This window comes from bacterium, assembly GCA_040755755.1.
Taxonomy (GTDB): Bacteria; SZUA-182; SZUA-182; order DTGQ01; family DTGQ01; genus DTGQ01.
In genome coordinates this window covers 34,572-47,411 of sequence record JBFLZW010000078.1, presented here as the reverse complement: position 1 = coordinate 47,411, position 12,840 = coordinate 34,572, and the positions used below count along the sequence as shown (strand labels likewise).

Here is a 12,840-nt window from a genome sequence, read left to right as displayed (position 1 = left end):
TCCTATTCTTGTTTACCGTAACCTAGTGCTGCTTCAGGAAATTAATCAATTTCAGGGAGAATTGGTCAATATCGTCAAGTATCCGGTCTGACAGGGAATTGAGGATGGAGTAGCTGACCATACAGGGAATAGCGACTATCAGACCAAAGGCTGTAGTATTCAGAGCCATGGCGATTCCTCCTGCCAGCATGGTGGCTTTTTGAGCCGCATCCACGTGACTGACGGCATGGAAGGCCTGAATAAGACCCTGAATGGTTCCCAAAAGTCCCATCAGGGTAGAAATATTGGCGATCAGGTTGAGGTATTCGGTTCTTCGGGAAACGCGGGGCAACTGCTCCAGAGTGGCTTCATCAATGGCATTCTGTATCTCTGATTCACTCTGATTATGTTTTTCCAGCCCTGCCCTGATGATGATCGGAAGCGGGGCCTGTGATTGGCTGCACAGTTGAATGGCCTGCTCGATTTCCTGAGCCTTAAGGTGCGCAAATATTCTGGCCATAAACCTCTCGGAGCTGATTCTAAACCGGAACCCAACCTTGTAGAATCGTTCAAAGATAATCGCCAGGCCAAAAATCGAAGCTGCCAGGATAGCGTACATGAAAAAACCGCCCTCGATGAAGAACAGCTTGATAAGTTGTAAGATGCTCATTTACCTCTCCTTATCATCTCTCGTCGTGTTTGTGACAGGTAATGCAGAAGGTGTCGATATCATTTTTTTTCTCCGATAATTCCTCACTCGTAGTATCTTGCTTTTTCCTGGGCTGCCAGGATTCCCTGGGTTGAGCCCACTGCCAATACGTCCGTGTTCCCCGCCAGGAGTCTTCCTTTGGCTGCGTCCACTGACTCCACTGCCATTTCATCCGGCTCCCCTTTGTCTTTCCATCCTGTGTCCGTGTTCCCGGTGGCTGGGTCCAGGGGGTGTGGCATTTCTGGCAACTGTTTTCACTCTGGTCAGGAGACTGAAAGGCCGTCTTCTCAACCTCTCTCCAGCAGATATGATAGTAGCGGGCAGGATGGCACTGGAGGCATCTCTGATTCAGCTCCTGAAGCAGGAGCGGTGTGGAGCTGCCTTTGGGAATGTCCATTCCGGGATAGTGGCAGGAAACACAGCTCCCGGCGTTGATCTCTGGCCTTTGGATGAAAAAAAAGGATGCCGGGAGAGGGGAGGGGGGGATCGGCTCGGCAGGAGATGCTGTTTTCTTCTCAACAGGCTGAAATTCCAGATCATGCCTGATCGCCGCCATATTGGGGTCGGCGGATGAGAGGAGAAAGTAGTCATCGTTCAATTTCATTTCAATCTCGATCCTGGCACGGGGAATAACATACATGATGTTGGGCTTGTCAATGGTTCCCTGAATTTTCATCTCCTCCATGTCGATCCTCTCGGAACTGATATCAGGCAGTTCGGCAGCAGAGGGGGCAGAAGGTGTTTCTGATGCCGCCGCATCGGCCTGCAGGCAGAGGAGGATGCAAGCGAGCATGATCATAACAAGACTCACTGCCACACCCGGAGCAATTATTTCCCGGACTGAAGATTTTCGATCCATCGTTTTACCTCCGAAGACCTGGGGCCGCCCCCCTGACAATACTGCCGATAGTTTTTTATGGCCTCCTGCGGATCAGCGAGGTAGAGGTCATATAAAATACCCAGGTTTAACACAGCATCAAGGCAATCGGGCTTAAGTTTCAAAGCGTGCAAGTATTGTTCCCTGGCCATATCGTATTTTCCGGCTGACCGGTAAAATGCCCCAAGGTTGATATAGGGCGGAAGGAAACGGCTATCGAGCCTGATGGCTTTCTGATACCATGCTGCTGCTTCCTGCGAATCTCCCTTCCTCTCCAAGGCCAGCCCTAAATTATTATACACCTCCACCCGGTTCGGGTCCATGCGCAGGGCCTTCTGATATACAGATATAGCCTCTTCATATTGCCGTAACTTATAGTGAATATTGCCTAAATTCAGGTAAATCTCAGGCAGTGCTTTAACCCGGAGAGCGCTTTTATATTCTTTAACAGCCAGTTCTATCTTGCCCGTTTCTTCGTAGGTACCGGCCAGGTGGATCATGGCCTCTATCGAATCAGGCATCAGGGTCAGCGCCCGCTGATATTCAAGAATGGCTTTGGTGTAGAGGCGCTGCTGCCGGTACAGGTCTCCAAGCCCCTGATGAATCTGGGAAATGTTCCCTCCCTTCTGCCTCAGAGCCTTCAGGTATTCATCTCTGGCCTGGCTGTACAGATTCAGTCGCGCATAGGTCAGTCCCAGATTGTAATGCAGGTGAGGATCGTCGGGATAGGCAGGCAGCAGGCTTTCCAATACCCGGCGGCATTCCTGATAGTTGGCATCCTGATAGAGAAGATTGGCCTGGTAGATGCCCTTTCCCAGCGGGCTCTGGATTTTCAGCGCAGCCTTCCCGCATCCGCTCACAAGAATACAGGCAGCCACAAAGACATACAGGCACACAGACAATAATACCCTGTTCCCCTCTGTGTCTCTGTGTCTCTGTGGTTTCCTTGTCTTTGCCTTTGTTTTTGCCTTTGTCTTTGTCACGGAATCTCCCTCATTCTCTCAACAGGAGCTGCTCAGGAAGGCTGAATCGTGATCGACTCTCGGCCAGCGGCCGTTCTTCGTCCCGCCGGTATCTTTCAGGTCTCACAATAGCCAGTCTCTGGTACGATTGCCCTATCCAGGAATTATACTCGATCCGGAAGGCAGATGCCTGAGTATTTTTAGCATACATCTCGGCAGCCTGACTTTGATAGGGCAGAGCCTTTTCCAGAAGTGCCTGCCGGTAACTTTTGACCTGCTCTTCATCGAGGGAGTCAGGAACCGGCGCATCTTTGATGAGCGAATAGATTTTTTCATACCGCTGCCCTGCCAGCCAATAGTCTCGAGTAAAATTCTCTTTCGATTTGGCTATCCAGGTATCATCTTGTATATTATTGTGTTCTGACAGTTGGATATTTTGCCGGTAAAACATTCCGGCCTTTTCCAGGAATTCGATAATCTTCATCTGGAGTTGAATATTGAGCAGGTAAGAAGCTTCGTCTTTTGGCAGCTCTTCCGATGATTGACCTGCTGAAAAATCCCCAAGCTCCTCAGCGAATTTATCCATAGCCAGCCCCATTTTGAAAATAGCCTGAATAGCCCATTCGGCGATTTTAAAATCAGTGGCTTTGGTATAGTTTTCGAGCACTTTTTTCAGCATATCCAGTTTTGGTTTCATCCCCCGGTCGCTGCTGTCCTGCAATCTGACCTTGTCATAGGCCTCGAAGGACATCTCACCGATGAGGAACCGGGCCCAGGCGGGGTAGTACGGTTTGAGCGTATCATCCTGCGCCTTATACCGCTCATAGGTATCGAGAACAACCTGAAAGGCCGCTTCAGCCTGAGTATTGCCGCCGCTTTTCATGAGAGCATATCCCCGGCGGAAGTTGACTTCAAGGGCCAGGGCCGGATCAGGGCGAAGATCGGATTGATAGAGGCTGAATATGGTGATGACTTTAGCCCAATCCTCAACCTCTTCAAATAATCTTCCCGCCCTGTAGAGGGCTTTGCCGGACCCTGAAAACCGGGGATAGTCTCGGTACAGCCTTTCGTAATTCCGGGCGGCTTCGGCAAGCTGCCGGTTTTTCTCCTGTTCCTGAGCGATCAAAAGGAGTGCCTGCGGAGCATATTCCGAGCCGGGGTATTGTTCCAGGATCCGTTCGAAAATCTGATGGGCTTTTTGGGGCTGACCCTGAGCCTGGTAAATCCTGGCTGCCTCGAACAGGGCCAGGTCAGCAATCTGCTCGCGGGGAAACTCATCCGCCGTGGCCTCGAACTTTTGTGCAGCCTCGATGGGTTTTCCTTCCCTGGTCAAAAGCTCGGCCTCTTTATAGCTCGACAGGGCCATCATTTTATAGGCATTTCTGCGGGCCGATACAACCTCGGCATCTTCCCTGCCCTTCAATTTCTGGTCACAGTCAGCCACGATCTCGGAATATACCCTGGCAGCCAGTTCGAATTTCTCCTGGTTGAAGCGGGCCTTGGCCAGCATTTTCAAGGCTGACGGGCGAATATCGCTCTCAGGAAAATGCTGAATCAGGTAGTCGAACGTGTCGATCGCCTTTTGCGGCTGACCCTTGGTCAGGTATAATTCTCCCTTTTTGTAGAGCACTTCCGGCAGATGCACATTTTTGGGGAAAGATTGCATCAGATGATCGCAGGCAGCCAGGAATTGCTTTTCTTCCGGGCTCCAGTCCTCCGGTTTTATTCCCGCTGCCTTGCCTTCCGGCGCAGGTCCCTGCTGCTGAGTCCCGGCAGGGGCTTTGTGCTCTATCAGCTTTTCGAGACAGATGATCTTCTTGTAGGCTGCATCCTCGGTAAATTTCCTGAACGCCTTATTCTGAACAACCTGGCTGTATTCGGCGATGGCCTGCTCATACTGACGGGTTTTATAGAGGCATTCGGCCAGCAGAAAGCCGATCGTATAAACCTGTTCCGCACTGGGAAAGCGATTCAGATTCTGCCGGTAGAATCTGATCAGTTCCTGATAATCCTTTTCGTCCGTCGATTCCATCAGATACAGGGTGGAATTGCGGATGGACTCATCGATGAGCAACGACACCTGTTTCCTGATGGCTTCATCCCGGTTATTGTCCCACCAGGGAGTGTTTTCTCCGTAGTTGAGCACCAGGTGCTCCCTGGCTGCATTGGCTGCTTTGGGATCGGCCAGCTTGAGGCAGCACTGTTCGATTCTGGCCTGAAAGACCGGAGCTTCGGCATTAAGGGGGTAGCGGTCTATTACCCGGCGGTAGGCCTCGATAGCCTCCCTGAATCTTTCCTCATTGAATAAAATGTCGGCCATGGTCTTCACAACCTGAAAGTGGTAGCTCTTCTCCTCGACAGGCGATAAAAGCTTTGTGACTTTTTCCAGGGAATCATACTCACTGCCCATTTTAGCCAATTGGTAGATCATTTCCTTCAGCAGAAGATTATTATTGCTCCGTGCATATTCGTCTGCCAGCAAGATGAATAATTCCAGGGCCTTGTGGTCCTGACTCTGTTTGTAGAAGGACCAGGCGAGCTTGTAAAGAACATTGTTCCGATACTGTCCGGGGAGTCTTCCCGACTTTACCGCACGGTCGTAATACTCGGCAGCCTGAGCGAACTTGTTCTCGTCAAAGAAGATTTCTCCCAGACGGACCTGGACTTCGGTTGCCAGGGAGGTATCGGGAAAATCCTGGATCAGGCGCTGGAAAACACTCCTGGCCAGAATGATCGCCCCCTGCTCCTGGTAGGTATAGGCCAGGGCATACAGGGTTTTTTCCGTATAGCGACCGTGGGGAAACTGAGAAAGTATCCTCTCGTAAAGCTTAATGGCCTGATCGAAGTTCGGTCTGGTTTCCAGAAGAAAATCAGCCGGATTTTTGCTTCCTTCCACAGCCCTGAGCATCCGCTGGTAATCAAGAGAAGCATGGAGATACGAGTACTCGGCCAGTTGAAAAAGGATCTTTTCAAGATACGGGCTTTGCGGATACCGGTTGATAAAAGACTCATGGGTAGTCATGACTTTTTTCAGGGCAGCCAGGGATTTTTCATCTGGGGTTGATAATTTTTCCTGAAGGGCTGCATGTTCGATTTCAAGGCATGCCCGGTCATGAATTTCAGAGAGCCGATGGCTGATCATGCCCAGGGCTTCCTGAATATCGCTTTTCAACCGGGTGATGACAGCCTCCCTGACCAGCCCGAATCGGTTTTCCCGATTGACAATTTCCCGAAAAGCCGCCTGCCTGATTTTTTCAAGCTCCGGCTGATTGGGATCAGCCGGGGATGAGGGATCCTCCCCGTGCGCCCCTTTCATCTCTTCGGTTATCTCTTCGGGCCGGGCCATGAGCCGGGATAAGCCCTTGATCTTCTCCGGATAACCGGGTTCCGGCGCAAGGAGCAGACTTCTCATGGATTGAAGGACTTTCTCCATCCTCTCAAGATCATGCCAGCAGGACAGGCTGCCTTGTGAAGAGAGTATGTCGGCAACTTCCTGATAGATCCAGGAAGTCGGCGGAACCATGGCCGTCAGGGATGGAGTCGGCGAAGATGATCGGGGCTTTCGGGCATCGAGGACAAAGCGCAGCAGGTTGTCCAGATACTGCTGATCCTTTTGAAGGTTCCCGATGGCTGCAAGACCTTCCCGGCACTGGTGTATCGACTCCTGATACAGGGCATAAGCTTCCCGGTACCTGCCCGTCTTTTGCCGGTTGTCAGCCAGACTGAAGCGGGCATCCGAGAGGAATCTGCTTTCAAGACCCTGGGGAGTCAATTCATCGAGAATTTTCCTCACCTTCTCTTCCTGTCGCAGTTGAAGAAAAATCAGTCCTTTTCCGATAAGGGCCGACAGGTACTGAGGGCTCTTGGCCGAAATTGCATCAAACTCCTTCAGGGATTTCTCATATTCCTTCTCCTGGTACCACAGCCTGCCAAGAAGAAGATGCGCTGATTGGACCAGGTGCCCGGCATTCAGACTTTCAGATCCCAGAATGATCTGCAGTTCCTCCATACCGGATGCGGGAATGGCGGCAGGGGAGGGGAGATGAATGATGGCTTCCAGATCCTCCACCACAGCATCGTTTTCCCGGACCGCCAGATGGCAAAGCGCCTGTAAATACCGTGCTGGCAGGAAGCAGGGTGAAGCGGGAGAAATACGGCGGAGAAGATTGGCCCCTTGAGTAAACTTTTTTTCCTGATACAGGGATCTAGCGGCAATATAGCGGGCAGGATCAAGAATCCTGTCTCCTGCCAGGGAGTCAAACTGCTCGAAATCAATGACGGCCTGGCTGTAGTGGCCTGCCAGATAATGAGCCATTTCAAGGTGGAGCAGAGACAGGTGGTAATAATCGCTCCGGGGAAACTTTTTCCGCACTTCCTGATAGGCGGAAATTGCCTCAGCATACATTTCAAGGTGGAGAAAGCATTCTGCCCTGAGGAAGGAAGCCTCGGCCATGAGGGCTTGAAAATCGACAGTCGAGGTTTGACCTGCACGATCATCCAAAGTCCGGCCCGCAGGATTTTTCGGCAGGCTGGCAGACTCTTTGAAAAAGTTGCTCAGATTCCACAGGCAGGCGAGGTAATCCTGATTGAGAAAAAGCCCTCTGGCTACCTCCAGGCTTTGCGTCGGCATGTCCTGAATCTGAGGAGCATTGCTGTCATCGAAAATAATGACTTTCGAGAGGGCCTGCTCTCCTGGCCAGGAAAAACGGAAGGAGCATTTTTTGACCACTCTCGTATCGACGAGCGGTTTTTTATGCAGGCAGCGGGAGTCGGAAAGCAGAGAGCAGCCTTTCAGGGGAGCTGTTCCCCCCGGCCCCTTTCTCTTCGCCGTGATCTTTCCATCCTGGCTGCCGCTATCTGACAGCTCCTGCAGCAAAAAAGTGATGAAAAGCTCATTCCTCCCGTTCGGGATATCCGAGATGGCAAACTTTTTAACGGTATTCCGGTGAAAAATGCCGGAATCTTCAAGACAGAAGTTATAGTGAGTCAATTTCCGGCCAAGTTTGGTGACAATATCAGTCAGAATAAAGTCGGAAGAGGACGAATTGCGCAGAAGAAGAGTGATCCAGCGGTCAGCAGGCAGGGAAGAGGATGCTGTCATGTTCCGGACTAATTGATTGGCAGTTGAATCAATGGATTTTTTCAGCTCTCCAACCTGGACGGCGGGGGTATTGGGGGCTGTTCCTTGCAGGTTGAATTCGGGAACACGCCATTCCCCGGCATCAGGATGGCTGATCGACACCAGGGAGCAGGGGAGGGCGAGGAGAAAATGCAAGATAAGGAATAATCTTATCCTGCTGTAAATGATGCCGGGAGCACTACTTCTCATCGATGTCTTATTGAACCCTGTGAATATGAAAGGATTTCATTACCGTTATTTCGATATGATAACAAATCCTGGCGATAATAGCAATATGATCATGCAATTATGGTAAAAAAAGCGACATAAGTGCTATGACTATACGACATTCTCAGCGGTTAGGAAATAAAAAAAATCAGGGTCGGCAATGACCCTGATTTTTTTCAGTATTGTCAAAATAAATCATAGTAATAATTGGAGTGCAGTGAGCAATGAGGTCAAAGCAGGTGGGGCTGCAACCGTGCCCGCTGGAACAAACTGGTAATAGGATGCAATATAGCTCTGGTTGGCGGCAGGCACGGTGGAAAAGAGCCAGAGCGAGGAAGTTGGCGGTAAGGTAGCATAACCAATTGGTAAGGTGAGAGTTATGGGAATTCCGGTAATAGTGTTGACTAAAATTTTCGGGGGCCAGAGATTAACTCCGGCCAGAGGATCATAATAGGCCATTCCTGACGGAGTATTATAGAGCAACCAGGGATATCCCAGTGCCGGGTCCCATGTTAATCCGGGCTGAACCGGTAAAACCGTAGCCGGCGTAAGGCTGGTGACTATCGGTGTGGGAAGTCCGGTAAGTGAGCTGACTGGTGACAGCGGGGGCGACCACAACGGCCACAGGGTATTATAGGGTGGCAAAGCCACCCAGGTATCACCAGGACTGATGGTGGTGAAGGCTGTGGCAGTGGTAGCGGTTAGCGGAACTGCATGAGTGATGGGAGAACATACCAGACAGAGAAAAAATGCGACAAAAGAAAAAACAAAGCATACTTTTCCTATTTTTCCCGACATACACATCTCCTCCTTTTTTCAGTGACCGGTAGTTAATGATCCGTGCCAATAAAATCAGACGGAAAAGCTTTTCATCCCGTTATGATCTCCCTTATGATCTCCCTGGATTCCTCCTGCTTTAACGTCTGATAAGGGATATTATGTAAACTTTAAAGAAGCAGTTGAAATGAAACCTTTATAAGGCCGATAAATCCGAAGGATAAACCGTGTTTTTTAATCTTAAAAAATCGGCCTGAAATGGAAACATGTTGTTTTACCAAAGTTAATATGCCAAAATAGAAATGAGGTATAAAGCGCAACTTTATATATTGAGGTAATTAGTCATGAAAAAAATATACTTATTCCTGAAAATGTTTTTCCTGATTGGGATTTTCACTGCTGCCGGATGTGCACACCGGCAGTTCAGAATTCCACCTCTTCCTTCCCGTGGAGCTGACCTCTACCCCCAGGGACAAAATAAAAAGGGGCTCATTATCGCGGTGGATGATTATTTCGATAAGGATAAATCCTGTCAAGCCTTTGGATTAGACTTTACGGAAAGGAACATTTTAGTCCTTGAGGTAATTATTTCAAACAGAAGCAGCAAGACATATCAGATCCAAAGCAGCGAGGTGCTCTTACTCAAGGCTGACCAGATTATCTATCCCCTCCTGGCCTCGGAGGCATGGCCTGAGAAATATATCGATGAGTACCTGAATGCAGTGGAGCTGAAGAGTATGGTTATTAATCCTGGAGAAACAAAGCACGGACTCCTCTATTTCCGGATGCCGGAGGAGCCGGAAAAGCCGGAGCGTTCCCGTTTTTCAACTCTCTGGCCATACAACTACAGTTTGCGGATTGCCGCCACTCAGGTAGAAGGCGGAGACAGGCTGATTTATGTTATCTATTTGAAAAACCTATAGTTTTTAGTGCTTCCTGAATAATCTGCCGGGCAGGGGGCGGGCGGGTCCTGTTTTTGCTAAAAACCCGCCCTCCCCTTCGAGTTGTTATGGAGGGTCGGGGTGATGGATGCTACAGCCGGTATATCAGTGACAGGTAATTCTGCCAGGAATTATAGTTATCCACCCTATAGCGGGTAGAGCCGTATATCAGGAATTTCCGGCTGACCCGGGCAGAAAAGCCAAGCTCATATTCGCTGGAATCAGGAGGAGAAATAATCTCGGTCCCTTCCTCCACCAGTTGAAAGGTATAATTGGTATAGCCAAGGCTTACGGTGAGCCAGTCCTTCAGCTCACTATTCATTTCAAGGGAGAGCATGTCCCTGCGGGTTTGCGCTCCCCGGCGGCTTCCGATGGTTTGAGCCTCAATGCACCGGCTGAAGTTCACTCCCCCCCCTACCCTTTCTCCGAGCAGCCCTCCCGGCAGCCCATCGATAAAATAGCTGACCCCGCAGCGCGGTAAAATGTCCCCTCCCCTCTCCCTTTGGGCCACTGAGATATGGCCGCTGATCCGCTGTCCCTGCGTTGGTTTTCCGCTGAGCCGAAAGCCAAGGTCCTGATACCAGTAATACGGCTCAAGATCTTCGGTGGCGGGTGTTAGCCCGGCCTTGGTTTTCTCAAGGAGCATCCGGTGATAATCATACCCTTTCCCCTGGTAATACGAGCCGGTCATGGAGATGGATCGGTTCAGATCAAAGCGGCCGTTGAAAAAAAACCGGCTCAACTGGTCTTCTGTCTGCGGTCCAAGCTCGTACTCCGCATGCTGGTAGCAGTAGATCCTTTTCCAGAGCGGCACAAAGAGCTGGTCATAGAGAAACGTCCGCTCACGCAGCCCGGCATAGGTGATCTGATTCCAGGAACCAATGGCCTGAAACCCGCCCGGCTGGTGGTAATTGAGGAATAAGCCGGTCTTCCGGTAATCAGTGTCTGTCTTGATTTCAGTCAGGTCCGGCTCCGATCCCCGGTACAGGCCGCCAAGAAAATTCCGGGAAAAGCTCCACCCTGCGGCCACACCATCCAGCTCACCGATGCCGGAAAGATCATAGAGGTTGAACCGCCCTCCTTTCCAATAGATGCCCTCAGCGGACGGACGGTGAAAAACCGCCATTTCATACAGGGCCTTCAGGCTGCGCTTCCACTCGCTGTTGTAATACCGATACCGAAAGTCTGTCTCCATCCCCAGCCCTTCGACCGGAAGCCGAACCGACTTCAGCATGAACCGCGTACCCGCCTGCCACCTGCCATCCCCTGCCCCTTCATACGAATATTGGGAAAAATCCGCCCGCATCTGGCCGCGAAATTTAATCTTCTCTCCGTGAGTTTGAGCTTGAGAATGGGCTTGGGCTGGCGCTTGCGCTTCAACTTCAGCAGCCAGGCACAGTGTCCGCAAAGCTCCCGCAAGGGTTATGAGGATCAGGAAGCCGGACAGGGTAATTATTCTCTTCCCCATATCACCCCTTCCCTTTTTCAGCTCTGCCCTTGAGGGTGGCAATAATAGCAGGATTGACTGTCATAGCTATATCCGCTCACCCCCCGGTGAAGGGGACTTGTGTTCTGACGCAGATGGCAATCCGTGCAGACAAAAGCGGCGAAATTGCCCGGCTCCTTGTGACATTCCGTGCAGCCGATACCGGCATGCTGAGCGGTCAGGGGCAAGGGATGATTGAAGGTGGCCTGATTCCAGGAGGTATGACTGTCCCGGTGACACTGATCACAACTGGTCGGCAATCCGATTGCCTGGTGGTCCGGCTCTTTTGCTCCCGCATAGTCGGATTGATGGCAGCTCACACAGAGCGGGCTCTTTCCTGCATAAACACCGTCCCGGTGGCAATCGATGCAGCTCTGGAGTGCGTGCATACCCTGGAGCGGCCACCACAGGTGGTCTTTCCAGCCGCTTTCCCAGGAAAAATCGGTGGACTCGTGACATAGCGTACAGTCAAGGGGAAAGCCGCTGGATGCATGGTTCGGGTTTTTTGCAGCGTTATAGTCCTTTTGATGACAGTTCCGGCACTCTCCGCTGAGCCCGTAAAAGACCCGCTGCCGATGGCAATCCAGACAGGCTGCGCTCTTGTGTCTTCCCTGGGTGATGAGCCCGGACTGGTGGTCGCGGTAGGAGACCGGGGCGGTGAAAGCGTACAGACTATGGCACTTGCGGCAATCGTAGGGCAGCCCGGCTGCGGCATGATCAAACCCGGCCAGGCCGTGAAACTCCCGTTTATGGCAGCTATAGCAATAGGGCTGGACATTGGTAAACTCATAGCCCGGATGGCAATCCAGACAGTTCAGGCTTCGATGGGCCGGCCCCAGGATAAATCCTGGGTGCTGGAACTTTACCGGCTGCCAGCCATACGGAGAATGGCACTGCTGGCAATCATTGCCCAGCTTCAGCCCGTGAGGAGGAGGAGCATCCTGCCTTCTCTCCACGTGGCAATAAACGCACTCTCGCGGTGTCCCCTTGAATCGCAGGTCAGGATGACACTCACGGCAGGAGAGCGTCCTATGCACCCCGACCCGCCAGAAGTCATTGAGAAGATGCCGATAATCATTAATCCGGGAAAAAGACTCCAGGGAGTGACACATCGTGCAGGTCAATCCTGCCGGGAGATCATGCTGAAAACCGTGGCAGAATCCGCAATTCTCCTTCTTCTTCCCCGCGTTTTCCTTCCCCCCCGTGCGCTGCCGTTTGGGATGACAGGCAGTACAGCCGACTTTCGTATGGCTCTCGTTGAGGCGAAAGCCAGCTTTCTGATGGACAGGGACTTCACGCCTGCGGCTGGATGGTGCGCGGGCGGAGGGGGGGGTGGGGGCGGTTGTTGAGGGGGATGGTGCGAGGATGGATGGGGCTATGCGGTCGCCAGGGGAGAATGATGGCGTGCTGTCGCCGGGATTGTATGCCATTCGGACGGATGCCGCTGCCCGGTCGATGGAGCTGGATACTGCTGTCCAGGTGCCGGATTTGATGGAGAGGAAGAGCACAAGTAAACTCACTGCGATAACCCAGGGCCGGGGCATGATCATGACGTAGGTGCAAAGCTCCTTTTATTAACTAAATCGGCTGATAAAGACCTGGTTCTCGGATGGATTGAAGGGGGGACGATCAAAGCAGGCGCAAGCTGAATCCTCACGCTTGTGGAGAACACTTGATGGCATGGAAGCTACCAGGTGGAAAGATGGACACCCTCATGTCCATACGAATGAAGTACATCAAGCAGTAAAATAGAAACAGGCAT

The 12,840-nt window shown here is 51.5% G+C and carries 8 protein-coding genes; 1 reads left to right on the top strand and 7 read right to left on the bottom strand.

Annotated features, from left to right (window positions below):
* Nucleotides 1-22: 22 nt before the first annotated feature.
* The 5 genes from AB1611_20720 to AB1611_20700 form a co-directional block, all read right to left on the bottom strand.
* The gene (locus tag AB1611_20720) at nt 23-649 is read right to left on the bottom strand and encodes a MotA/TolQ/ExbB proton channel family protein (protein MEW6382007.1); all 627 of its coding nucleotides are present in this window, start codon (nt 647-649) and stop codon (nt 23-25) included.
* A 13-nt stretch (nt 650-662) separates the two neighbouring features.
* A complete protein-coding gene (locus AB1611_20715; protein ID MEW6382006.1) occupies nt 663-1,547 on the bottom strand; it encodes a hypothetical protein in 885 nt (294 codons plus the stop codon).
* Nucleotides 1,517-2,461 (bottom strand): tetratricopeptide repeat protein, encoded by a 945-nt coding sequence (locus AB1611_20710; GenBank protein MEW6382005.1) that lies wholly within the window; start codon nt 2,459-2,461, stop codon nt 1,517-1,519. The genes AB1611_20715 and AB1611_20710 overlap by 31 nt, the downstream gene beginning before the upstream one ends.
* Before the next feature lie 97 nt (nt 2,462-2,558).
* Nucleotides 2,559-7,856, bottom strand: coding sequence for a tetratricopeptide repeat protein (locus AB1611_20705; GenBank protein MEW6382004.1), 5,298 nt, complete (start codon nt 7,854-7,856; stop codon nt 2,559-2,561).
* Nucleotides 7,857-8,069: 213 nt separating this feature from the next.
* Nucleotides 8,070-8,672 (bottom strand): hypothetical protein, encoded by a 603-nt coding sequence (locus tag AB1611_20700; GenBank protein ID MEW6382003.1) that lies wholly within the window; start codon nt 8,670-8,672, stop codon nt 8,070-8,072.
* 350 nt (nt 8,673-9,022) lie between these two features.
* On the opposite strand from AB1611_20700, the gene AB1611_20695 reads away from it, so the two are divergent.
* Nucleotides 9,023-9,574, top strand: coding sequence for a hypothetical protein (locus tag AB1611_20695; GenBank protein ID MEW6382002.1), 552 nt, complete (start codon nt 9,023-9,025; stop codon nt 9,572-9,574).
* A 109-nt stretch (nt 9,575-9,683) separates the two neighbouring features.
* On the opposite strand, the gene AB1611_20690 is transcribed toward AB1611_20695, so the two are convergent.
* Together AB1611_20690 and AB1611_20685 are read right to left on the bottom strand one after the other, a co-directional pair.
* Nucleotides 9,684-11,060 (bottom strand): hypothetical protein, encoded by a 1,377-nt coding sequence (locus tag AB1611_20690; protein MEW6382001.1) that lies wholly within the window; start codon nt 11,058-11,060, stop codon nt 9,684-9,686.
* A 17-nt stretch (nt 11,061-11,077) separates the two neighbouring features.
* On the bottom strand, nt 11,078-12,628 hold the full coding sequence (locus tag AB1611_20685) for a cytochrome c3 family protein (protein MEW6382000.1): 1,551 nt from the start codon (nt 12,626-12,628) through the stop codon (nt 11,078-11,080).
* Nucleotides 12,629-12,840: the final 212 nt, after the last annotated feature.